This is a genomic window from Roseospira goensis, from assembly GCF_014197795.1.
GTDB lineage: Bacteria > Pseudomonadota > Alphaproteobacteria > Rhodospirillales > Rhodospirillaceae > Rhodospira > Rhodospira goensis.
The window spans coordinates 74684-97822 of record NZ_JACIGI010000001.1; the positions used below are offsets into that span (position 1 = coordinate 74684).

The 23139-nt window shown below is 71.7% G+C and carries 18 protein-coding genes; 12 read left to right on the forward strand and 6 right to left on the reverse strand.

Annotation, left to right across the window (positions count from 1 at the left end):
• Window positions 1-12: 12 nt before the first annotated feature.
• From GGD88_RS00355 to GGD88_RS00380, 6 genes are all read right to left on the reverse strand, one after another.
• Window positions 13-543: a TspO/MBR family protein gene (locus GGD88_RS00355; protein ID WP_184430845.1), complete on the reverse strand. Its 531-nt coding sequence runs from the start codon at window positions 541-543 to the stop codon at window positions 13-15.
• A complete protein-coding gene (locus GGD88_RS00360; RefSeq protein ID WP_221236934.1) occupies window positions 540-1736 on the reverse strand; it encodes a geranylgeranyl diphosphate reductase in 1197 nt (398 codons plus the stop codon). The genes GGD88_RS00355 and GGD88_RS00360 overlap by 4 nt, the downstream gene beginning before the upstream one ends.
• Before the next feature lie 117 nt (window positions 1737-1853).
• A complete protein-coding gene (locus tag GGD88_RS00365; protein WP_184430847.1) occupies window positions 1854-3302 on the reverse strand; it encodes a BCD family MFS transporter in 1449 nt (482 codons plus the stop codon).
• On the reverse strand, window positions 3299-4201 hold the full coding sequence (chlG, locus tag GGD88_RS00370; protein WP_221236924.1) for a chlorophyll synthase ChlG: 903 nt from the start codon (window positions 4199-4201) through the stop codon (window positions 3299-3301). Before chlG ends, GGD88_RS00365 begins: the two co-directional genes overlap by 4 nt.
• Before the next feature lie 119 nt (window positions 4202-4320).
• Window positions 4321-5718, reverse strand: coding sequence for a transcriptional regulator PpsR (ppsR, locus tag GGD88_RS00375; RefSeq protein ID WP_246423464.1), 1398 nt, complete (start codon window positions 5716-5718; stop codon window positions 4321-4323).
• 73 nt (window positions 5719-5791) lie between these two features.
• Entirely contained in the window at window positions 5792-6676 is an 885-nt protein-coding gene (locus GGD88_RS00380; protein WP_343056177.1) for a cobalamin B12-binding domain-containing protein, read from the reverse strand.
• 733 nt (window positions 6677-7409) lie between these two features.
• On the opposite strand from GGD88_RS00380, the gene bchF reads away from it, so the two are divergent.
• The 12 genes from bchF (at window position 7410) to bchJ (ending at window position 23102) form a co-directional block, all read left to right on the forward strand.
• On the forward strand, window positions 7410-8150 hold the full coding sequence (gene bchF / locus GGD88_RS00385; RefSeq protein WP_425502547.1) for a 2-vinyl bacteriochlorophyllide hydratase: 741 nt from the start codon (window positions 7410-7412) through the stop codon (window positions 8148-8150).
• Complete coding sequence (locus tag GGD88_RS00390; protein ID WP_184430851.1) at window positions 8147-9454, forward strand: ferredoxin:protochlorophyllide reductase (ATP-dependent) subunit N; 1308 nt, start codon at window positions 8147-8149, stop codon at window positions 9452-9454. Before bchF ends, GGD88_RS00390 begins: the two co-directional genes overlap by 4 nt.
• A 4-nt stretch (window positions 9455-9458) precedes the next feature.
• Window positions 9459-11117, forward strand: a complete 1659-nt coding sequence (gene bchB, locus GGD88_RS00395; protein WP_184430852.1) for a ferredoxin:protochlorophyllide reductase (ATP-dependent) subunit B — start codon at window positions 9459-9461, stop codon at window positions 11115-11117.
• Window positions 11092-14871 carry a magnesium chelatase subunit H gene (locus GGD88_RS00400; RefSeq protein ID WP_184430853.1) on the forward strand — a complete coding sequence of 1260 codons (3780 nt, stop codon included), beginning with the start codon at window positions 11092-11094 and terminating at the stop codon, window positions 14869-14871. Before bchB ends, GGD88_RS00400 begins: the two co-directional genes overlap by 26 nt.
• 108 nt (window positions 14872-14979) lie before the next feature.
• Entirely contained in the window at window positions 14980-15810 is an 831-nt protein-coding gene (gene bchL / locus GGD88_RS00405) for a ferredoxin:protochlorophyllide reductase (ATP-dependent) iron-sulfur ATP-binding protein (protein WP_184430978.1), read from the forward strand.
• Entirely contained in the window at window positions 15810-16511 is a 702-nt protein-coding gene (gene bchM, locus GGD88_RS00410; protein ID WP_184430854.1) for a magnesium protoporphyrin IX methyltransferase, read from the forward strand. The genes bchL and bchM overlap by 1 nt, the downstream gene beginning before the upstream one ends.
• Window positions 16508-18004 (forward strand): BCD family MFS transporter, encoded by a 1497-nt coding sequence (locus GGD88_RS00415; RefSeq protein WP_221236926.1) that lies wholly within the window; start codon window positions 16508-16510, stop codon window positions 18002-18004. The genes bchM and GGD88_RS00415 overlap by 4 nt, the downstream gene beginning before the upstream one ends.
• Before the next feature lie 25 nt (window positions 18005-18029).
• A complete protein-coding gene (puhA, locus tag GGD88_RS00420; RefSeq protein ID WP_184430855.1) occupies window positions 18030-18848 on the forward strand; it encodes a photosynthetic reaction center subunit H in 819 nt (272 codons plus the stop codon).
• A gap of 162 nt (window positions 18849-19010) precedes the next feature.
• Window positions 19011-19712: a photosynthetic complex putative assembly protein PuhB gene (gene puhB / locus GGD88_RS19055; RefSeq protein ID WP_184430856.1), complete on the forward strand. Its 702-nt coding sequence runs from the start codon at window positions 19011-19013 to the stop codon at window positions 19710-19712.
• Between the two features lie 91 nt (window positions 19713-19803).
• The gene (puhC, locus tag GGD88_RS00430) at window positions 19804-20301 is read left to right on the forward strand and encodes a photosynthetic complex assembly protein PuhC (RefSeq protein ID WP_184430857.1); all 498 of its coding nucleotides are present in this window, start codon (window positions 19804-19806) and stop codon (window positions 20299-20301) included.
• 88 nt (window positions 20302-20389) lie between these two features.
• Window positions 20390-22309 carry a putative photosynthetic complex assembly protein PuhE gene (gene puhE / locus GGD88_RS00435; protein WP_184430858.1) on the forward strand — a complete coding sequence of 640 codons (1920 nt, stop codon included), beginning with the start codon at window positions 20390-20392 and terminating at the stop codon, window positions 22307-22309.
• 109 nt (window positions 22310-22418) lie between these two features.
• Window positions 22419-23102, forward strand: coding sequence for a bacteriochlorophyll 4-vinyl reductase (bchJ, locus tag GGD88_RS00440; RefSeq protein ID WP_184430859.1), 684 nt, complete (start codon window positions 22419-22421; stop codon window positions 23100-23102).
• Window positions 23103-23139: the final 37 nt, after the last annotated feature.

Genomic DNA, 23139 nt, shown 5'->3' on the forward strand with positions numbered 1-23139 from the left:
GGTCGCGCCGGCTCAGGCCGGGCTCGCGACGCCGGGGAAGGGCGCGTTCATCCACACCACGGCCGCATTCAGGGTCAGCGCGAAGGTCACCCAGGCGATGTAGGGCAGCAGCAGCCACGCCGCCAGGCGGTCGCACCGACGCGTGACCACGATCAGCCACGCCACCGAGGCCCACAGGACCACGTTCTCGATCAGCGACCAGTCCGGCCGCTGCAACACGAAGAACAGGTAGCTCCACCCGATGTTGATGGCGGCGCTGATCAGGTGCACGGTCAGCAGCCAGCCCTTGGCCGCGCGCGTCGGTCCGCGCTGCCAGGCCAGCACGCCCGAGGCCGCCGTGAACAGGTAGATCACGCTCCAGCCGATGGGAAAGGCCCAGTCGGGCGGCTTGAAGGCCGGCTGGTCGAGCGACTGATACCACGGTCCCAGGACCGTGAACTGATCACCCACCCCGCCGACGACGGCGACGATCAGGGCGGCGACGGCGATAGGTTTCCAGAGCGGCCCCGGGCGGGGCCGGACGTCTTCGGCGGTATCCGTCATGTTGCCTTCACCAGTCCGAGCAGATGCGCCATGTCCTTGAGGAAGATGCGCACGTGCGCCAGCGGGCTCGACCGGACCAGAGCCTTGTTCATGTACGCCTCCCACGTCAGCCGCTGGACGTCGGGGTCCTCGCACATGGAGACGAAGCGCTCGCGGCGCTTGTCGTTCTTGTACCAGAAGTCCTGCAGCAGGCCGAGGATCCAGAACACCCGGCCGTGCTCCTTCATGAACCGCTTGCGGGCGTCGGCCAGATGCGCGGCCTTGCCGGTGCGCAGCATGGCGTCGACCGCCTCGCCGGCCAGCCGGCCGCCGCACATGGCGTAGTAGATGCCTTCGCCGGAGGCCGGGGCGACCACCCCGGCGGCGTCGCCGGCCAGCACGATGTCCTTGCCGTTGTCCCACTTCTTCAGGGGTTTGAGCGGGATCGGGGCGCCCTCGTAGCGCAGCGTCTCGGCCTGGGCCAGGCCGCAGCGGCGGCGCAGCTCGGCGGTGGCGGCGCGCAGGTCGACGCCCTTCTTCTCGGTGCCCATGCCGATGCTGACGGTGTCGCCGTGCGGGAACACCCAGCCGTAGAAGTCGGGCGAGATGGTGCCGTCATACCAGACGTCGCAGCGTTCGGGGTCGTAACCGGGCACGGTGCCGGGCTCGGGGGCGCGCACGATCTCGTGGTAGGCCAGCACGACCGGGCGGTCCTCGCCGCCGGGCACCTGGGTCTTGGCGACGATGGAGCGGGCGCCGTCGGCGCCGATGATGGCGCGGGCGCGCAGGCGCACCGGCTCGGCGTCGTTGGCCGCGCCCTGGGGCTTGTAGACCACGACCGCGGTGCCGTCGGGGTCGCGCTCGATGCGCTGCACGGTGCCGATGCGGCGCTCGGCGCCGGCCTCGGCGGCGCGCTCGCGCAGCCAGGGGTCGAACGACTTGCGGTCGACCATGCCCACGTAGCCGCTCAGGATCGGCATGTCGACCATGCGGGCGGTCGGCGAGACGATGCGCGCGCCGCGCACCTTGCAGACCAGCCGGGACTCCGGGATGGCGAAGTCCCGCATGGCGCGCGGCGGGATGGCGCCGCCGCAGGGCTTGATGCGGTTCTCGCGGTCGAGCAGCACCACCGAGCGACCCTTGCGGGCCAGGTCCGTCGCCGCGGTGGCCCCGGCGGGCCCGCCGCCGACGACGACCACATCCACCGTGTCCATGGGTTCCACCAAGACCGTCTCCCCCGTTCGTGTTGACCGGACAGGCGCGGGCCCCTCCCAGCGGCGGGCGGCCCGCTCCCACTTGCTCGACCGCGCGCCGATGGCGTGCGGCCGGCTCTAACGCGTTCCCAACTGTTGCTCCGCCGTGGCCGCCAGCACGGGGGCGCCCCGCTCGGCGGGCGCGGTCTCGGGGTCGGCGGATCCGCGCACCGCCGCCACGCCACCGATGCGCGCGGCCAGGCCGGCGGCGACCAGGAACAGCACGGCCTCGACGGCGAACACCAGGCCATAGGCGTCGGCCTTGGCGTCCAGGACCAGATGCGAGGCGTCCGCCGCCAGGGTGCCGAAAAAGCCGCCCGCGGCGAAGGCGACGGCCTGGGCCGCGCCCCACACGCCCATGCGGATGCCCTCGCGGTTCCGGGTGCCGGCACCGGCCAGGCCCATCATCGAACTGATGGCGGCGACCGTGAAGGCGCCGGTGGCCACCCCCATCAGGATGACGTTCAGGCGCAGCGGCCAGACCTCGATGAACTGGCCCGACAGCGCCAGCCCGGCCAGGGTGAACGCGGAGGCGATGCAGCCGGCGACGGTCCACAGCTTGAGCGCGGCCGGGCGGCCGCCGCCGATGCGGCTGGCCAGGATGCCGACCACCAGCATGCCGACCAGGGCGCCGCTGTGCTGCTGGCTGGTCAGGCTGGTGGACTCGCCCACCGTGAACCCGAAGGCGGCGCCGGCGAACGGCTCCAGGATCAGGTCCTGCATGTTGTAGGCGAACATGGACACGAACACAAAGATGGCGAAGCGTCGCGCTTCGTCCTCGCGCCAGACCGCGACCAGGGTGTCGAGGAAGCGCGGCTTCGGGCCCGGATCGCCGCCGCCGGCCGAGGCGCCCGCGACGGCGGCCTGGGGGGCCGCGCCGGGCCGGCGCTCGACGCCGTACAGGGCCAGCACGGTCACCAGGAAGGCCACCGCGCACACACCGCCGGTCACCAGGATGAGGCGCTCTGGGTCGTACGCGCCGGCGGCCGCATCGGCAGCCCCGGCGGCGGGCGCGGTGTCGAGCAGGGCGCCGGCGACCGCCGAGGTGATGATGAAGCCGACGAACATCATCAGCCACACGATGGTCGCAGCCGGGGCGCGCCGGGCGGGGGCGACCTGCTTGGCCAGCAGCGCCAGCAGGTTGGTGCCGGCGGCGCCGACGCCGATGCCGATGACGACATAGGAGAGCACGGCCCCGGTCAGGCCGGCGGAGACGCTGGTGCTCATCCACGCCGTGGACACGCCGGCGCCGAACACGCCGAGCGCCAGCAGCGCCATGCCGCCGACGATCCAGGGGGTGCGCCGCCCGCCCACGTCGGAGCCGTGGCCCCAGCGCGGCCGCAGGAACTGCAACACCTCGCGCAGCATGACCAGGGCGCCGGGCACCATGGCGGCCAGCGCCAGTTCCACCACCATCACCCGGTTGAAGGTCGAGGTGGTCAGGATGACCATGGCGCCCAGCGACGCCTGCACCAGACCCAGGCGGACAATCGACAGCCAGCCCAGGTGCGACTCCGTCCTCGTCATGGCGCTCCTGCCAGCAGTGCGTCCGCGCGCAAGGCGAAGGCACTGATCATCATGCCCGACACGTAGAAGGGGACGCCGAGGCCGCTGTACCAGCGCGCATGCCGCACCGGGTCGCGCAGGAAGCGGATCATGAGCAGGCCCTGCACCACCAGCAGGCCGACCACCGCGAGCGCGTACCAGGGATGGCCCCACAGCAGCAGCAGGGCGATAACCACGACCTGCGGCACCGCCATGACCCAACAGGCCAGCCGGGCGGCGCCATCGGCGCCGAGTTGCACCGGCAGGGTGCGCACGCCCATCTGGGTGTCGCCCTCGATGGCCTTGAAGTCGTTCAGGGTCATGATGCCGTGGGCGCCGGCGCCGTACAGCAGCGCGAGGGCGATGATCGCCCCGTCCGGCAGGGCGGTGACCATGACGGCCGCGCCGGTGAACCAGGGCAGGCTCTCGTAGCACAGGCCGACCGCGCCGTTGCCCCACCATCCGTTGAGCTTGAGCCGGAACGGCGGCATGGAGTAGGCCCAGGCCAGCGCCAGCCCGAACACCGCGGCCCAGAACACCCAGATGCCCAGTGCCCAGGCCAGGGCCAGCGAGAGGCCGGTCATGATGAGGGCGATGTACAAGCCCCAGCGGCCGGGGATGCGGCCCGACGGGATCGGCCGGTCGGGCTCGTTGATGGCGTCCACGTGGCGGTCGAACCAGTCGTTGACCACCTGACTGGTGCCGCACACCAGCGGCCCGGCGAGCACGATGCCGCCCAGGATGACGAGCCAGTGGGACAGCACCGGCTGGCCCGACGAGACGATGCCGCAGGCGAACGCCCACATCGGGGCGAACCAGGTGACGGGGTGCATCACCTCCAGGAGGGCGGCCGGCTGGAAGCCCGGAGATTTGGTCTGCATGGGCGGACAGTAGGCGCGAGCGTCGGATGCGTCAATTGGAACTGACACATCCGCCATAGGGGTATCGGCGGCCGGTCGGCCAGAGGGTCGGCCAGAGGGCCTGACGGGGTGGCCGGCGGTCATGACGTGCCGGCCGAGGACAGGTCGCCGAGGTTGTAGCGGCGCAGCTTGACGTAGAGGCTCTGGCGGCTCAGGCCGAGCATCTCGGCGGCCGAGGCGCGGTTGTCCCCGGTCAGTTCCAGGGCGGCCTGAATGCACAGCTTCTCGATCATGTCGTTGGTCTCGCGGATGATCTCCTTGAGCGAGACGCGGCCCACCAGTTCGGTGAGCTGCTCCACCGAACGCGGCGCGGTGACCGCGGTCACGCCCGAGCCCTCGCCCTCGTCGCGTTCGCCGACGGCGCGCAGGATGAAGCCCAGGCAGGGCCGATCGGCATGCGGCACGGCGACCGCGGAGATCTCGACCGTCGTGCTGCCGCCGACGTCGCCGTGGATGACGGTGGTGAACTGGCGCACCGTCTCCAACTCGCGCAGGTTGGCGATCAGCGGCGTCATGTCGACGCCGGGCCGGCCGATGAACCGGCCCAGCGGGCGGCCGCGCACCTGGGCCTCGGTGGCCACCTGCACGAAGTCCAGGAAGGCGGTGTTGGCGGACAGGATGGTGCCGTCCATGTCGGTGACGACGACGCCGTCGGGGACGTTGTCCACCACCTCCAGCAGGCGGGCGCGGGTATGCGTCACCAGGGTGCCGTCGGCGTCGGCGCCGTGCGGCGACAGCCGCACCAGGAACTGGACGTTGCGTTCGAACCGGAACAGGGCGGCGGAGACCATCACCTCGCGCCGGGCCGGTCCCAGCCGGGCGGTGACGTCCTCGGCGCGGCCGATGGCGCGCACGCTGGCGAGCTGGGTCTCCAGCGCGTCGGCGTCCTCGGTTTCGAGGCCGTGGGGGAAGACGCGGCCGACCAGGGACTTGCCGGCGTCGCCGAACAGGGCGGTGGCGGCCGGGTTGGCCTCGACGATCTTGCGCGAGGCCGAGTCGATGAACAGCACCGCCTCGGACGACAGCTTGAACAGCAGGCGGTAGCGGGTCTCCAGGTGGCGCAGCCGGGCGTAGTCGCGCTCCACCGTCTGCTGCGCCAGCAGCAGGCGTTGCTGCATGCTGGCGACCGAGCGCAGGTCCCGGCCGACCGCCACCACGCGGCCGCCGGCGCCGACCTTGACGGCGGCGTACAGCACCGGGATGTCGGCCGCGCCCTCGGGGCCGGGGTAGCTGACCTGGCGCCATCCGGTGGGGATGTCGGCCAGGGCGTCGTGCATCAGGGCCTGGATCTTGGGCCGGCTGTCGTCGGTGACGGTCTCCGCCCAGGGGCGACCGAGCCACGCGCCCGCGCCGCCCAGGCCCAGGTCGGCCTTGGCCACGGCCACGTCGCGCACCACGCCATGCGCATCCAGGACCAACGCGATATCGGCCGCCGCGCAGATGACGCGGGCGGCCTGGTCGGCGTCGAGGTCCCCCAAGGAGGTTCTGGGTGCGCTGAACTGCTGCACAACTCCCCTCGCCCTAGCGGGCCCTCGACCAGGACCCGCCCGCTCAGTTGGGCTCCACCGGTCGGCCGAGCAGGCACTCCGCCCGCGCGACCGCCTCCGGAGCGGTTTCGGCCAATGCGTCGGCGCCGAGCGCCGCGCCATCCGACGCGGGCGCCGCACAGGGCGGCCCCGCGACCAGAATCCGGGCTTCCGGGTGGGCCGAGGCGCGGCGCAGGGCGTCGATGCCCGTGGCCACACCGGGCAGGCGGCAAGGACCGCCGACCCACAGCCCGATGAGGGGGAAGGGATCGTCGCGCACCTGCGCGACGAGATCCTCGAACGACTCGACCACCAGCGCGTCGGTGACGTGCCACCCGGCGCGCTGGAACAGGGCGGACAGCATGGACACCCCGAAGGTGTGCTGCTCGCCCGGCACCGCCGACACCAACACGCGATGGTTCAGGTCGCACAGCGCGCGCTCCGGTGCCACCTCGTGGTCGAGGTCGTGCAACAGGCGCTGCAGGCGGCCCAGCCCCACCGTCAGGTCGGTGAAGTCGCAGGCGTCCCCACTCCAATAGGCCTCCAACAAGCGCGCGGTCGGACCCAGCACGGAGGCGCATAACCCCTCGAACGTGGCCCCGCGCGCCCGCCGGTCGTCCAGCAAGGCGACGGCCCGGTCCATGTCGTTGCTGAGGATGAGATGGGCGAAGGTCTCGACGTCGGCATCGGGCCGCGCGGCCTCGAAGGCCGTCATCCCGTCCCCCGGTCTGTTCACCGGTCCGCCCCCTGGCCCGCCGGCATTCCCACCCAGCGCCCCGGAGCGGCCGTCCAGGTCGCATCGCGGGTCGCGCTGGCCATGCGGCCGGCCGGCGGCGACGACACCGCCCGCGGCGACCGCAGCCCGTCGGTGGGCCAGGACCAGCCGCGGGATCACGTCCCCCTCGATCACGCTCGCCAAGGCTTTGCCCTCCCGAGCTATCGGCGCCCGCCGCTGCCGTTGCAGATCGGCTTCGCCCGTTTCGGGCTCCCCCGTCTGCCGCGGTCCCCATCCGCGGTGGGCCTCCTGCATCGCAGCGGAGACGGTCGAGTCGGGCTGCCTGATCCCCCAGGTACCATCGGTGCGAGACCGCACCCTCGGCCATCCCGTCCCGGGTGTTTCCGACGGCTGCCAGACACCCGGGTCCACATCAACGCGCCTTGAACCAGCCATGGCGCAGCCCCTCCCTCGATGATACCCTTACGCCGCATCCGGTTATTGGGCGGGCGATGACGACCCCGTGCACGTGCGCGACGCGCTTGTCAATCGGTGTCGTTCCCCTTTGTCTGGACGTTGGATCGGCCTTCGAACCGGACGCCGGGTAGTTCATCAAGAAACGGGTCTGGACGCAACCGGATCGGACCCCGGAAGCCCGTCTACCTCATCGCAGGCCGCCGCCTTTGTCAATAGCAATTGACGTCTTGTTTGGTTGACACGTTCCCCCCATCCCCATAGAGTCAGCGAGGATGGAGAGGACAGGCGGGGATGGTCGGAACCGGTGGGAGGACTGGGCACGGCCGCGCAGGGTCAGCGTTTCGGACCCCACCCCCCTCGCAACACGTCTGACGGCGCCCGTCGCCGGCCGCGGCCCATCGTTCGACCGCCGGTCTGCGCGCGTGGCACTCACAGGAGGGTTGGCAGACCGATGCTCAACTTCAACATCGACCGCATGATCGCGACCGTGGACCACTGCCCGTGGTCGGCCCACGCCGGCCTGACCGTGCCCAACACCGCACGGCTGCACCGGGTCGCGCCCAATGCGGGGGCGCCGTCGTCCGGCGGGGCGGCGCGCGGGGCCGTGTCCCAAGCCCAGGCGCACGCGCACGCGCACACTACGTCTGATGCCTCGGTTGATGCTTCGGTCGCGTCGGGGGGGCGCGGTCCGTCGCGGCCGCTGTACACCCCGGCCGAGCGCCGCCGCCGCGACGAGTCGCCCTGGACCATCGTTCAGGGCATCCTGGCACCGACCCAGTTCGCCGTGTTCCTGGTCAGCCTCTACCTGGTGGTGGACTACCTGCTGACCGGCGAGGGCTATGCCCTGGCCACCGCCTCGGTCGTGGTCAAGACGCTGGTGCTCTACGTGATCATGATCACCGGGGCGATCTGGGAGAAGGAGGTCTTCGGCCGCTATCTGTTCGCGCCGGCCTTCTACTGGGAAGACGTGTTCAGCATGCTGGTCCTGGCCCTGCACACCGCCTATCTGGTGGCGCTGTTCGGCGACCTGCTGGGCGCCCAGGGGCTGATGGTCCTGGCCCTGGCGGCCTATGCCGCCTACGTCATCAATGCCGGCCAGTTCGTCCTCAAGCTGCGCGCGGCGCGGCTTCAGGCCGAGGCCGCCGGCGCCGAGGACGATCGCGCCGCCACTCCGGCGGGCGCCGCCCAATGACCTCTCGCGCCGCCCTTGCCAACCCTGCCTGCCCGGCGCCGGATGGCGCCGCCGACGGCGCGGCGCTCCCCGTCGTTCGGGAGCGCGGGCAGAACGAGGTGTTCTGTGGCCTCACCGGCATCATCTGGCTGCATCGCAAGATTCAGGACGCCTTCTTCCTCATCGTCGGCTCGCGCACCTGCGCCCATCTGATGCAGTCCGCGGCCGGCGTCATGATCTTTGCCGAGCCCCGGTTCGCGACCGCCATCCTGGAGGAGCGCGACCTGGCCGGGCTCGCCGACGCCAACGACGAACTGGACCGCGAGGTCGCCCGCCTGCTGGAGCGGCGCCCGGACATCAAGCTGCTGTTCCTGGTCGGCTCCTGCCCGTCCGAGGTCATCAAGCTCGACCTGAGCCGCGCCGCGGTGCGGCTGTCGCAGGCCTACGCGGGCCGCACCCGGGTGCTGAGCTACTCCGGCAGCGGACTCGACACCACCTTCACCGAGGGCGAGGACGCCGCCCTGGCCGCACTGGTCCCCGAGATGCCGGCCGCGGGCGACGCCGCGGCGCCCGAGCTGCTGGTGCTGGGCACCCTGGCCGACGTGGTCGAGGACCAGATGGCCCGGCTGTTCGCGGCCTTCGGGCTGGAGCGGGTGCGCTTCGTGCCGCCGCGCCACGCCGGCGATCTGCCGGCGGTGGGGCCGAACACCCGCCTGCTGCTGGCCCAGCCGTTCCTGGCCGAGACCGCGCGCCTGCTGGAGCGGCGCGGCGCCACCCGGCTGGCGGCGCCGTTCCCGTTGGGCGAGGAGGGCACCACACTGTGGCTGAAGGCCGCCGCCGACGCCTTCGGCGTGCCGGCCGAGCGGTTCGAGCAGGTCACCGCCGCCGCCCGCGCCCGCGCCCGCGCCGCGCTGGAGCCGCAGCGCGCGGCCCTCGCCGGCAAGCGCATCTTCTTCTTCCCCGACTCGCAGCTCGAACCGCCGCTGGCGCGCTTTCTGGCCCGCGAGCTGGGCATGGTGCCGGTCGAGGTGGCGACGCCGTACCTGCACCGCGGCCTGATGGCGCCGGAGCTGGCGCTGCTGCCGCCCGACACGCGACTGGTCGAGGGCCAGCACTTGGACAATCAGCTCGACCGCTGCCGGGACGCCCGGCCGGACCTGACCGTCTGCGGCCTGGGCCTCGCCAATCCGCTGGAGGCCGAGGGCCTGACCACCAAGTGGGCCATCGAGCTGGTCTTCACGCCCATCCAGGGCTATGAACAGGCCGGCGATCTGGCCGACCTGTTCGCCCGGCCGCTGCGGCGCGCCGGCCTGCTGAGGGTGTAGCGCCATGCGGCTGACGGTGTGGACATACGAGGGTCCGCCGCACGTGGGCGCCATGCGCGTCGCCACCGCCATGGAGGGTGTGCATTACGTCCTGCATGCGCCGCAGGGCGACACCTACGCCGACCTGCTGTTCACCATGATCGAGCGCCGTCCGGCCCGGCCGGCGGTCAGCTACACGACCTTCCAGGCGCGCGACCTGGGGCGCGACACCGCCGCCCTGTTCAAGGACGCGGTGCACGATGCCTACGACCGCTTCCGGCCGGACGCCCTGATGGTCGGTGCCTCCTGCACCGCCGAACTGATCCAGGACGATCCCGGCGGCCTGGCCGAGACCCTGGGCCTGCCGGTGCCGGTGGTGCCGCTGGAGCTGCCGTCCTACCAGCGCAAGGAGAGCTGGGGCGCGGCCGAGACGTTCTACCGGATCGCGCGCGCCCTGGCCGGCCCGCACGCGCCGCCGCCCGGGACCGCGCGCCCGCCGCGCGCCGCCGGGGCCGCGCCCACCTGTAACATCTTGGGGCCGACCGCGCTCGGCTTCCGCCACCGCGACGACGTGCAGGAGGTCACCCGCCTGCTGGCCGACCTCGGCGTGACCGTCACCGTGACCGCCCCGCTGGGCGCCACCCCGGCCGATCTGGCGCGGCTGGGCGAGGCCGACTTCAACGTGGTGCTGTATCCGGAGTTCGCCGAGACCACGGCGCGCTGGCTGGAGAAGACGTTCGGCCAGCCCGCGACCAAGACCGTTCCCATCGGGGTTGGCGCCACCCGCGACTTCGTGACCGAGGTGGCGGGCCTGGCCGGGGTCGACCCGGCGCCCGTGCTGACCCGGCTGGCGCCGCGGCTGCCGTGGTACTCGCGCTCGGTGGACAGCACCTACCTGACCGGCAAGCGCGTGTTCATCTTCGGCGACGCCACCCATGCCCTCGCGGCCGCCCGGGTGGCGGCCGAGGAAATGGGCTTCGAGGTGGTGGGCCTGGGCACCTACGCCCGCGAGTTCGCCCGCGACGTGCGCGCCGCGGCCAAGCACTACGGCGTCGAGCCGCTCATCACCGACGATTACCTGGAGGTGGAGGCCACCATCGCCGCGCTGCACCCCGACCTGGTGCTCGGCACGCAGATGGAGCGCCACATCGCCAAGCGCCTGGGTGTGCCCTGCGCCGTCATCTCGGCGCCCGTACACGTGCAGGACTTCCCGGCCCGCTACGCCCCGCAGATGGGGGTGGAGGGCGCCAACGTGCTGTTCGATACCTGGGTCCATCCGCTGATGATGGGCCTGGAGGAACACCTCCTGGGCATGTTCCGGGAGGACTTCGAGTTCCACGCCGAGGCCGGTCCCTCCCATCTGGCGTCGGCGTCCTCCGGCCGTCCGGCGGCGGCGGCCGTCCCGCCCTCCGATCCATCCCCCGCCCAGCGGGCCGGCGCCGAGGTGGCCGCCGGTGCCGCCCCCGCTGGCGATCCCGCCGTCCCTGCGTCCTCCTCCTCCCCGTCTCCGTCCGCGTCAGCGGGCCCGGTCTGGACCGCCGAGGCCGAACGCGAGTTGCACAAGATCCCGTTCTTCGTTCGGGGCAAGGCCCGCCGCAATACGGAGCGGTTCGCCGCCGAACGGGGTGTCTCCACGATCACCATCGAGACCTTGTACGATGCCAAAACATACTACAGCCGGTGAGGACACGCCCATCCGGGTCGTGATCGTGACCCTGGACGGTCATTTGTCGGGGGCCACGGAGCGGGCCGCGCGCACGTTGCGCGAGGATCTGCCCGGGCTGACCCTGACCCTGCATGCCGCCTCCGAGTGGGGCGACGACGACGACGCCCTCGGCCGCTGCCTGCACGACATCGAGCGCGGCGACATCATCATCGTCACGATGCTGTTCATGGAGGACCATATCCAGGCCGTGCTGCCGGCGTTGCAGGCGCGCCGGGAGTCCTGCGACGCCATGATCGGCGCCATGTGCGCCGGCGAGGTGGTGAAGCTGACCAAGCTCGGCCCGCTGCGCATGGACGCCAAGCAGGGCGGCGTCATGGCGCTGCTGAAGAAGCTGCGCGGCAGCATGAAGAAGAAGGACGACAAGGCCGCCGACTCCGGCGCCGGCCAGATGGCGATGCTGCGCCGCATCCCGCAGATCCTGCGCTTCATCCCGGGCAAGGCCCAGGACCTGCGCGCTTATTTCATGACGCTCCAGTACTGGCTCGCCGGCTCCGAGACCAACGTGGAGAACATGGTCCGCTTCCTGGTCGACCGCTACGCCGACGGCGAGCGCCGGGTGTTACGCGGCCAGACCCAGCCCGAGGCGCCGGCGGAATACCCCGAGGTCGGCCTCTACCATCCCCGCATGCCCGGCCGCATCGGCGAGGATCCGGCGCAGCTTCCGATGCCGGACGGCGCCATCCGCGGCACCGTCGGTGTGCTGGTGATGCGCTCCTACATCCTGGCCGGCAACACGGCGCACTACGACGCGGTCATCGGCGCCCTGGAGGCGCGCGGCCTGCGCGTCATCCCGGCCTTTTCCAGCGGCCTGGACGCGCGCCCGGCGATCGACACCTATTTCGTCAAGGGCGAGCGCCCGGTCATCGACACCCTGCTGTCCCTGACCGGCTTCTCGCTGGTCGGCGGTCCGGCCTACAACGACGCCCGCGCCGCCGAGGACCTGCTGGCGCGCCTCGACCTGCCGTACATGACCGCGCATGCGGTGGAGTTCCAGTCCCTCGACCAGTGGCGGACGTCCGACCGCGGACTGCTGCCGGTCGAATCGACCATGATGATCGCGATCCCCGAGCTGGACGGCGCCACCGCCCCGTTGCTGTTCGGCGGCCGCACCGACGACGCCGAGGGCGAGGCGGCCCGCGACATGTTCCCCGAGCCGGAGCGTGTCGAGGCCCTGGCCGCCCGGGTTCACCGCACCATCGCCCTGCGCCGCGCCGAGCGGGCCGAGCGCCGGGTGGCCCTGGTGGTCTTCAACTTCCCGCCCAACAGCGGCGCGGTCGGCACCGCGGCCTACCTGTCGGTGTTCGAGTCGCTGTTCAACACCCTGAAGGCCATGGCGGCCGCCGGCTACACCGTCGAGGTGCCGGACAGCGTCGAGGACCTGCGCGACCGCCTGCTGACCGGCAACGCCGCCCAGTATGGCGCCCAGGCCAACGTCCTGACCCGCATTTCCGTCGACGACCACGTCAAGGGTCAACGCTGGCTGAGCGAGATTGAGGCCCAGTGGGGGCCGGCCCCGGGCCGGCAGCAGAGCGACGGCCAGTCCATCCACGTGCTGGGCATCCAGCTCGGCAACGTGGTGATCGCGGTGCAGCCCGCCTTCGGCTACGAGGGCGACCCCATGCGGCTGCTGTTCGAGAAGGGCTTCACCCCGACGCACGCCTTCACGGCCTTCTACCGCTGGATCAGCGCCAGCTTCGGCGCCCACGCGGTGGTGCACTTCGGCACCCACGGTGCCTTGGAGTTCATGCCGGGCAAGCAGACCGGCCTGTCGGGCAAGTGCTGGCCCGAGCGGCTGATCGGCGACCTGCCGAACTACTATCTTTATGCCGCCAACAACCCCTCCGAGGGGGCCATCGCCAAGCGCCGCTCGGCCGCCACCCTGATCAGCTACATGACCCCGCCGGTGTCCCAGGCCGGGCTGTACAAGGGCCTGTCGGAGCTGAAGAGTTCGGTCGAGCGCTGGCGCGCCCTGCCGCCGGACGACGCCGCCGAGCGGGCCCGCCTGATCCCGCTGATCCAGGCCCAGGCCGCGGAACTGGAACTGGCGGAGGCCGAGCCGGCCTGGCAGGACAGCCTGGAGCCGAAGGCCCTCGACGACCGCATGGAGGAGCTGCGGGTCGCCCTGCTGGAGCTGGAGGAGACCCTGATCCCGCACGGCCTGCACGTCATCGGGCGCGGCCCCTCGATGGAGGAGCGGGTCGACCTGCTGGTGGCGCTGGCCGAGGCGACGCGCGAGGTGACCCTGGACCGCGTGGTGGTCGAGACCCTGCTGGAGACCGGCGACCCCAAGGCCGCGCTGACCCGGGCGCGCTACGCCGCCGGGATCGTGGACGAGGAGGCCGCGGCCGAGGCCGGCCTGGACATGGCGCTGTTCGAGGAGTTGGCCCGGATCGACGGCCTGCTGACCACGGATGCGGAGATTCCGGCGCTGCTGCACGCCCTCGACGGCGGCTTCGTGCGGCCGGCGCCGGGCGGTGACCTGCTGCGCACGCCGGCGGTGCTGCCGACCGGGCGCAACCTGCACGGCTTCGACCCGTTCCGGCTGCCGAGCCCGTTCGCGGTCAAGGACGGCGCCCTGCAGGCCCGGATGGTGCTGGACCGGCACGTGGCGGAGGGCAATCCGTACCCCGAAACCATCGCCATCGTGCTGTGGGGCACCGACAACCTGAAGACCGAGGGCGGCCCCATCGGCCAGGCCCTGGCACTGATGGGGGCGCGGCCGCGCTTCGACGGCTACGGCCGCCTGGCCGGGGCCGAGCTGATCCCGCTGGCGGAGCTGGGGCGGCCGCGCGTCGACGTCATCATGACGCTGTCCGGCATCTTCCGCGACCTGCTGCCGTTGCAGACCCGGCTGCTGGCCGAGGCCGCCTACCTGGCCGCCGCCGCCGAAGACGAGCCGGTGGAGCAGAACTTCATCCGCAAGCACGTGCTGGCCTACATGGCCGCGCACGGCTGCGATCTGGAGACGGCGGCGCTGCGGGTGTTCTCCAACGCCGACGGCGCCTACGGCTCCAACGTCAACATGCTGGTCGACTCCGGCGGCTGGACCGAGGAGGACGAGCTGGCCGAGACCTACACCCGGCGCAAGTGCTTCGCCTACGGCCGCGCCGGCACGCCGACCCCGCGCGCCGAGCAGTTGGGCGAGATCCTGTCGGGGGTCGACCTGGCCTATCAGAACCTCGAGTCGATGGAACTGGGTGTGACCACCGTCGATCACTACTTCGACACCCTGGGCGGCATCAGCCGCGCGGTGTCGCGGGCCAAGGGCGACGGGTCGGCGGTGCCGGTCTACATCGGCGACCAGACCATGGGCGAGGGCAAGGTGCGGACCCTGGCCGAGCAGGTGGCGTTGGAGACCCGCACCCGCATGCTGAACCCGAAGTGGTACGAGGGCATGCTGGAGCACGGCTACGAAGGCGTGCGCCAGATCGAGGCCGCCATCACCAATACCCTGGGCTGGTCGGCGACGACCGGTCAGGTGGCGCCTTGGGTCTATGATCAGCTCACCGAAACGTTCATGCTCGACGAGGAGATGCGCAAGCGCCTCGCCGACCTGAACCCGATGGCCTCGGCGCGGGTGGCGAACCGCCTGCTGGAGGCGCACGAGCGCAACTACTGGAGCCCTGACGAGTCCGTGCTCGAAACCCTGCGCAACGCGGGCGAGGAGCTGGAGGACCGGCTGGAGGGTGTGTCGGAGGGCGTCGCGGCCTGAGCGACGCCGTCCCCAGCTTAGAAGGGAGATGAGTCCGTGCTGGATACTGTGACTCCGCGATCCGGCAGTCCGGGTCGCCTGGACGGCGAGGGCAGCACGCAGGTGCACATGGACCCCGCGCTTCACATCGAGGGCGCGAAGGTGTTCGCTGTCTACGGCAAGGGCGGCATCGGCAAGAGCACGACCTCGTCCAACCTGGCGGTGGCGTTCTCGAAGCTCGGCAAGCGCGTGCTCCAGATCGGGTGCGACCCCAAGCACGACTCCACGTTCACGCTGACCAAGAGCCTGGTGCCGACGGTCATCGACGTGCTGGAGGAGGTGGACTTCCACACCGAGGAATTGCGGCCCGAGGACTTCGTGTTCGAGGGCTACAATGGGGTGCTGTGTGTCGAGGCCGGCGGCCCGCCCGCCGGCACCGGCTGCGGTGGCTACGTGGTGGGGCAGACGGTCAAGCTGCTCAAGGAACACCACCTGCTCGACGACACCGACGTGGTGCTGTTCGACGTGCTGGGCGACGTGGTGTGCGGCGGCTTCGCGGCCCCGCTCCAGCACGCCGAGCGGGCCGTGGTGGTCACCGCCAACGATTTCGATTCCATCTTCGCCATGAACCGCATCATTGCGGCCATCCGGGCGAAGACGAAGAACTACAAGGTCCGGGTGGGCGGCTGCATCGTCAACCGCAGCGCCGACACCGACCAGGTGGACAAGTTCAACGCCCGCTCCGGCATGCGCACGCTGGCCCATGTGCCGCTGCTCGACGACCTGCGGCGGTCGCGGTTGAAGAAGTGCACCCTGTTCGAGATGGAGGCGACGCCCGAGGTGGAACAGGTGCAGACCGAGTACCTGCGCTTGGCGGCCGCGCTGTACGCCGGGACGGATGCGCTGGACGCGCACTCGCTCAAGGACCGCGAGATCTTCGACCTGCTGGGATTCGACTGATGCCGACCGTTTCGTATCAGGATCGCCGCGGGGAGATCGAGACCTACTTCGACCGCACCGCGGTGGAGGCGTGGAAGCGCCTGACCTCCGATGCCCCCGTCAGCGGCATCCGCGCCACCGTGCGCGCTGGCCGCGACACCATGCGCGGGATTCTGCTGTCCTGGCTGCCCGAGGACCTGACCGGTCGGCGCGTGCTGGATGCCGGCTGCGGCACCGGCGCGCTGGCCACCGAGGTGGCCCGGCGCGGCGCCGAGGTGGTGGCCATCGACCTGTCGCCCAAGCTGGTGGATCTGGCGCGCGAGCGTCTGCCGGCGGACCTGGGGCCGGGCTCGGTCGACTTCCGCGTGGGCGACATGCTGGATCCGGCGCTCGGCACCTTCGACCATGTCGTGTCGATGGATTCCGTGATTCACTACGAACGCGACGATGCGGTCGGGGTGCTGGCCGGGCTGGCGGCGCGCACGCGCCACTCGATCGTGTTCACGTATGCGCCGCGCACGCCGATGCTGGCGACCATGCATGCCGTCGGCAAGCTGTTCCCGCGCGGCGACCGCTCGCCGGCCATCGTGCCGTTGCCGACGCGGCGCTTCACCAAGCGGCTGCGCAAGGACCCGGCCCTGAGCGGTTGGACCCCGGCGCGCACCGAGCGGGTGAGCAATGGGTTCTACATCTCCCAGGCCCTGGAGCTGGTCGCGACATGAGCGCAGGCGACGACAGACGGGCGGACAAACGGGCCGATGGGCGGGCCGACGGGCGGACCGGCGGGGCACCGTTGGCCACCGCAACGCAGGTGCTGATGCGGATCGCGCCGCGCTACCTGCCGTTCGCCGACGCGGCGTCCGACCAGTTGCCGTTGGGCCGCCTGCTGCGCCTGGCGCTGTTCCAGATCTCGGTCGGCATGGCGATGGTGCTGCTGACCGGCACCCTGAACCGGGTGATGATCGTCGAAATGAGCGTGCCGGCCTGGCTGGTGGCGGTGATGGTGTCGCTGCCGGTGCTGTTCGCGCCCTTCCGGGTGCTGATCGGCTACCGGTCCGATACCCACCGCTCGGTGCTGGGCTGGCGCCGCGTGCCCTACATCTGGTTCGGCTCGCTCATGCAATTCATGGGCCTGTCGTTCATGCCGTTCGCCCTCATGCTGCTGGCGAAGGGCGGCCCCGACCCGGCGATCGCCGGCCAGATCGGGGCCGCACTGGCCTTCCTGCTGGTGGGGGCCGGGCTGCACACCACCCAGACGGCCGGGCTGGCGCTCGCCAACGATTTGGCGCCGAACGAGTCGCGGCCGCGTGTGGTGGCGTTGCTGTACGTCATGCTGCTGCTGGGGATGGTCATCAGCGCGCTGCTGTTCGGGTGGCTGCTGGCCGACTTCAGCAACGAGCGCCTGATCCGCGTCATCCAGGGCGCCGCCGCCCTGACGATGATCCTGAACAGCGTGGCCCTGTGGAAGCAGGAACCGCGCAACAAGGCCCTGACCGCGCCGGACCGGGAGCGCCCGTCGTTCCGGGAGTCCTGGCAGGCGTTCGCCGGTGGCGGCCGCTACAGCCGGCTGCTGGTGGTGGTGGGCCTGGGAACCGCCGCGTTCACCATGCAGGACGTCCTGCTGGAGCCCTACGGCGGTGAAGTGCTGGGGCTGTCGGTGTCGCAGACGACGCTGCTGACCGCCCTGCTGGCCGGGGGCACCCTGGTCGGCTTTGCCCTGTCCGCGCGGTGGCTGTCGCGCGGACTGGATCCGTGCCGGATGGCGGCCGCGGGCCTGCTGGTGGGCCTGGTCGCCTTCTCGTGCGTCATCTTCGCCTCGCCCCTGGAGTCCGCGCTGTTGTTCCGCATCGGCGCGACCCTGATCGGGCTGGGCGGAGGCCTGTTCGTCGTGGGCACCCTGACCGCCGCCATGGATTTGGCTGACTCGGAGCATGGCGGTCTGGCGCTGGGGGCCTGGGGTGCGGTGCAGGCCACCGCGACTGGCGTCGCCATTGCCGCTGGCGGCGCCCTGCGCGACACGGTAGCGGCGCTGGCCGAGCAGGGCCTGTTGGGTCCGGCCCTGCGCGAGACCAGCGTCGGTTATACGGTCGTGTACCACCTCGAGATCGGACTGCTGTTCACGACCCTGGCCGTGATCGGTCCACTCGTTCGCCTGCGCAGGGAGAGTCGGTCGCGGCCCGACTCGCGGTTCGGCCTGGCCGAATTCCCTGGATAGTGCACTTGCCCGTGGAGGTTCCGCTATGCCTATTGGCGCTCTCACCTCTTACATGGACGTGGCCCAGGTCGCCATCTGGGTCTTCTGGTTCTTCTTCTTCGGCCTCATCTTCTACCTGCGCCGCGAGGATCGGCGTGAGGGCTACCCGCTCGAGGCCGACACCACCGGGAAGGTCAACAAGCTGAGCTGGATCTGGATGCCGCCGGCCAAGACCTTCAACCTGTTCCACGGTGGCGAAACCCAGGCCCCGAACTACAAGCGCGACACCCGCCCGGTGAAGGGCAAGCGCGTCGCGTCGTGGTCGGGCGCCCCCTACGAGCCGACCGGTCAGAACCCGCTGCTGGACTGCATTGGCCCGTCGGCCTACGCCGAGCGGCCGGACCGGCCGGAACTGGATCTGCACAACGGCCCGAAGATCGTGCCGATGCGCACCGACAAGGACTTCACGATGGAGAAGTCCAGCCCCGATCCGCGCGGCATGAAGGTCGTCGGCTCGGACGGCAAGGTCGCCGGCACGGTTTCCGACCTGTGGGTCGACCGTCCGGAGATCATGGTCCGCTACTACGAGGTCGAGCTGGGCGCCGCGGCCCCGGCAAAGCCGGCCCCGGCCGCCGGCACCGGCCAGGCGGGGGCGGCCCCGGCGCCGGCCCCGACCAAGAAGCGGGTGCTGCTGCCGGTGAACTACGCCCACGTCAGCAAGACCCGCAACCAGGTCGAGGTTGCGGCCATCCCGTCGACGCTGTTCGCCCAGATCCCGACCACCAAGAAGCCGGATCAGGTGACCATGCTCGAAGAGGAGAAGATCACGGCCTACTACGGCGGCGGGTTCCTGTACGCCCAGTAGACCCCAGGCGGCCGCGCGGGTCCGGTTGGCTGAACGGACCGGCGCACGGCCCCCGGGGTGGTCTGATCTGAGGAATTGCGGCATCATCTTCGCGGGACGGGCCTCCGCCGTCCCGCGAGGAGCCGTCTTACCCCCCATCCGAACGCATGCAGGGTCGGTATCGTGCACGACGATTTCGCCGTCGAACCCATCCCCGGACTGCCGGAGCGCCCGCCGGAAGGCGAGCGGGTTCTGTGGCAGGGTCGCCCGCGCTGGTGGAGCCTGTCGAAACGCCTGTTCCTGGTGCCGGTGATCGGCACCTATTTCGGCATTCTGGCCATCTGGTCCGGGGTGTCCGCCGCCTACGACGGGGCGCCCGCGGGCGCCGTGGCGATGGCGGTCGTCACGCCCCTTCTCATCGGCGGTGTCGCCGCCGGGCTGCTGATGCTGGTCGCGCTCTGGATCCAGCGCAGCACCATCTACACCATCACCAGTGAGCGGGTGATCGTGCGCTTCGGTCTCGCCTTCCAGATGACCGTGAACCTGCCGTTCCGCGTCATCAAGGAGGCCCAGCTTCGCGTCTTCCGCGACGGGACCGGCAACATTCCCCTGGTCCTGATGCCGGGGCAGAGCGTCTCCGGCCTGATGCTGTGGCCGCACGTGCGGCCGTGGCAGTGGGTGCGCCCGCAGCCCATGCTGCGCGCCATCCCGGTGCCCGAGGCGGTGGCCCGCACCCTGGCCGGGGCGCTCAGCGACCATGCCGCGCGCACCGGCGCCGAAGCGCCCGAGGCGCCCGACGCGGCCTCGAGGTCCGCAGAGGACGCGGCCGCCGCCCCATCCGTGCGCCCGGCCGGCGCGGCCCCGCTGGCCGACGCCGCCCCATGAGGGGCGGACCGGTCCGACGGGGCGCCAAAGTCCCGGGCGCGCAACACCATGTCCCTTGGCCCGTAAAGCCCTCCAGGAAGGGAGCCGGTGCGTGAGCCACACCCGCAATCCCCACGATCTGAGCCCACCCAAGCCGCTGTTGTATGCCATCTTCGCGATGGTGCTGATCACCGTGTCCCTGGTGGCGGTCTATCGCTTCCTCGGCCTGGAGCCGGAGGGGGCGTCGCACGGGGCCGTGGTCGAGAGCCTGGACATGCGGCTGGTCACGACGCCGGACGGCGCCGTCGAGGTGCGCCGGCCCGCAGACGGCGGTCTGATCGCGGTCGTCCCCGAAGCCGAGAGCGGGTTCCTGCGCGGTATGATGCGCAGCCTGGGCCGGCAGCGCCAGGTTGCCGGCGTGCCCGACGACGCGCCGTATCGCGTCGTGCTGTGGGACAGCGGCCGGCTGACGCTGGGCGATCCCGCCACCGGCGAGGACATCGCCCTGCGCGCCTACGGGGCCGACAACCGAGACCAGATGTTCGCGCTGATGCGCCGGGTCGCGGATGCGGCCCCGGCGGCCGGCGCGGCCCCGCCGCCCACCCAGTGATCCGAGGCCGGCGGCACGCCCCCGCCGCCGGCGCCTCCTGGCCCCCGCCGTCCGCCGCTCGCCGACGGCCCCAGCGGAGACGGAGCCCTTGGCCGACTACGCCCTTCCCATCCTCCACGCCGTGTTCGTCTGGTGGTTCAGCACCGGGGTGATCCTCTACCTCGATGGACTGCCGACCCGCACCTTCAAGTGGAGCATGCTGGGGGCGACCGCCATCTTCGGCGTGGCCTTGTACGGCCTGTACACCAACGCCGGCGACGCCACGGTCTCGGGCGCCTATGCCGCCTTCACCTACGGCCTGCTGGCCTGGGGCTGGCAGGAGATCAGCTTTTACATGGGCTACGTCACCGGCCCGCGGGCGCGTCCGTGCGGCGCGGACTGTCGCGGCTGGCGTCACTTCTGGCACGCCCTCGAGACCAGCCTGTACCACGAGATCTCGATCGTCGTGACGCTGGCGGTGATCGTCGCCCTGACCTGGGGAGAGCCCAACCAGGTGGGGCTGTGGACCTTCGTCACGCTGTGGTGGATGCACGAGAGCGCGCGGCTGAACGTGTTCCTGGGCGTGCGCAATGTGAACGAGGAGTTCCTCCCCGATCACATGGAGTTCCTCAAGAGCTTCCTGAACAACAGCCGGCCGATCAACCTGTTGTTCCCGGTGTCGGTGACGATCTCGACCATCGTCACCGTGCTGGTGGCGCAGGCCGCCCTGGCCCCGGCGGCGACCGCGTTCGAGGTGGTCGGGTACACCTTCGTGGCCACCATGATGGCGCTGGCGATCCTGGAACACTGGTTCCTGGTGCTGCCCCTGCCGGGGGCGGCGCTGTGGAACTGGTCGCTGCGCTCGCGCACCCCGCAGGCCCCGGCGGTCGATGTCGAGATCGTGGCCGGGTTCCTGGGCGCGGGCAAGACCACCGTGCTGCGTCGTCGGCTGGCCGCCGCCGGGCCGGACCTGCGCTGTGTCGCCCTCGCCCACGACTGTGCGGCCCTGGCGCCGCCCGGTGTGCCGGTGACCCAGACCGCCAGTGGTGCGCGGGTCGAGCGGCCGGACGGCCAGCTTTGCCTGGGGCTGCGCGATGATCTGGCGCACCAGCTCAAGGAGGTGATCGCCAGCGAGCGGCCCGACCGCATCGTGATTGAACCGAACGGCATCGCCGACATCAGCGTGCTGATGCGGGTCCTGAACCGCGCCGACATCAAGCCCTCGATCAAGGCGGTGCGGCTGACGGTGGTGATCGACGCCGGGGCCTTCATGGCGGACTACGCCCGTCTGCCCGAGTTCCTGAAGGCCCAGGTGCAGACCCACGGCCGCGCCGAGGACCCCAAGGCGGACGCCCCGCCGCCGGTGTTCATCATCAACAAGGCCGATCAGGTGGCGGCCGCCGACCTGGCCACGGTGACTCATACCCTGCGGGCGCTGAACCCGTCGGCACGGATTGTCACTGCCATCCACGGCGTTCCCGAGGGCGCCGCCGCGCCGCCCGCGAGCGAGCGCGCGGCCGCCGCGAGAGACGGCGCGACGCCGGGAGAGCCGCCGGCGCCGGGGGCGGTCGGGGCGCCGGGGGTGGTTGGGGCGGCCGGCAGCGTCCACCATACCCACCATCACCATCATCACCACCACCATTATCATGGGCCGGTGCCGGCCGGGGCCGCGACGGGGGGCGGCCCCCAGCCCGGGACGCGCGCCGCCGATGGCGGCGGCGAGGTGATCGTGCTCGACCTGCGCGCCTGGAGCGCGGACCTGACCGGACGCCTGGATCCGGAGGGCCTGCGCGCGGTGCTGGACGACGTCGCACGCGGGACCTACGGCGAGGTGGACCGGCTGCGCGGCGTGGCCCGCAGCGGCGACGGCTGGATGCGGTTCGAGGTCGCCGACGGCCGCACCAGTCTGACCGACGGCGGCCCGGCGGACGCGGCCGAGGCGCGCGTGGTCGCCGTCGGGCGCGCCCTGGACGGGGTCGGCCTGCGCCAGGCGTTCGAAGGCTGCGCGGCGCTCACCCAGCCCGCCTGACGCGGACGCGGCGCGCCCCGCCGCCCGCCGGCCCTTGACGGACCGGCCGCCTCCGGCCATCACTCCGGTCCGCGTCCCCGCCGTGCCCGAACCACAGGATCCCCGCCCGATGTGCGACCTCCGCGACCGCGCCGCCGATGCCGACACCTGCCCCGACTGCGCCGCCGCGGGAACCCCGCCGGACGAGGACGCCCGCATCGGCCCCAACAGCATCACCCGCATTGCCGACGCCCTGCGCGATCGCCGCGGCCCGGTCGAGACGGCCGCCCTGTTCGCCGCCGCCGGCCTGGCCCACCATGCCGCCCGGCCGCCCGAGAGCATGGTGCCGGCCGCCGACGTCACGGCCCTGCATGGGGTGTTGCGGGCGCGCCTGGATCACGACACCGTGGTGGCGGTGAGCCGCGCGGCCGGGGTCGCGACGGCCGATTACCTGCTGGCCCACCGCATCCCCAAGCCGGCCCAGGCGGTCCTCAGGCTGCTGCCGCCGGTTCCCGCGGCCCGGGTTCTCATCGGGGCCATGGGCCGCCACGCCTGGACCTTCGCCGGCGGCGGCCGCTTCGAGGGCCACGCCGGCCGGCCGACCCGCCTGGTCATCGCCGACGGCCCCATCCAGGCGGCGGTTGCGGACGCGGAGGCGCCGGTGTGCGACTACTACGCCGCCACCTTCGAGCGGCTGTTCCGCGTTCTGGTGGCGCGCCGCACGCGGGTGCGCGAGGTGGCCTGCCAGGCGATGGGCGCCCCGGCCTGCGTGTTCGAGGCCGACTGGACGCGGTCCGGCGACGCCCGCTCTTGACGCTGCGGCCGGGACCCCGACATGGTTGGAACTGGAA

Coding starts and splice junctions, on each gene's coding strand:
- bchF (WP_425502547.1), top strand. CDS start 7,410: ATGCTCAACTTCAACATCGACCGCATGATCGCGACCGTGGACCACTGC.
- bchB (WP_184430852.1), top strand. CDS start 9,459: ATGCGGCTGACGGTGTGGACATACGAGGGTCCGCCGCACGTGGGCGCC.
- GGD88_RS00355 (WP_184430845.1), bottom strand. CDS start 543: ATGACGGATACCGCCGAAGACGTCCGGCCCCGCCCGGGGCCGCTCTGG.
- GGD88_RS00360 (WP_221236934.1), bottom strand. CDS start 1,736: ATGGACACGGTGGATGTGGTCGTCGTCGGCGGCGGGCCCGCCGGGGCC.
- GGD88_RS00415 (WP_221236926.1), top strand. CDS start 16,508: ATGAGCGCAGGCGACGACAGACGGGCGGACAAACGGGCCGATGGGCGG.
- puhA (WP_184430855.1), top strand. CDS start 18,030: ATGCCTATTGGCGCTCTCACCTCTTACATGGACGTGGCCCAGGTCGCC.
- GGD88_RS00365 (WP_184430847.1), bottom strand. CDS start 3,302: ATGACGAGGACGGAGTCGCACCTGGGCTGGCTGTCGATTGTCCGCCTG.
- GGD88_RS00390 (WP_184430851.1), top strand. CDS start 8,147: ATGACCTCTCGCGCCGCCCTTGCCAACCCTGCCTGCCCGGCGCCGGAT.
- bchM (WP_184430854.1), top strand. CDS start 15,810: ATGCCGACCGTTTCGTATCAGGATCGCCGCGGGGAGATCGAGACCTAC.
- bchL (WP_184430978.1), top strand. CDS start 14,980: ATGGACCCCGCGCTTCACATCGAGGGCGCGAAGGTGTTCGCTGTCTAC.
- bchJ (WP_184430859.1), top strand. CDS start 22,419: ATGTGCGACCTCCGCGACCGCGCCGCCGATGCCGACACCTGCCCCGAC.
- chlG (WP_221236924.1), bottom strand. CDS start 4,201: ATGCAGACCAAATCTCCGGGCTTCCAGCCGGCCGCCCTCCTGGAGGTG.
- GGD88_RS00400 (WP_184430853.1), top strand. CDS start 11,092: ATGCCAAAACATACTACAGCCGGTGAGGACACGCCCATCCGGGTCGTG.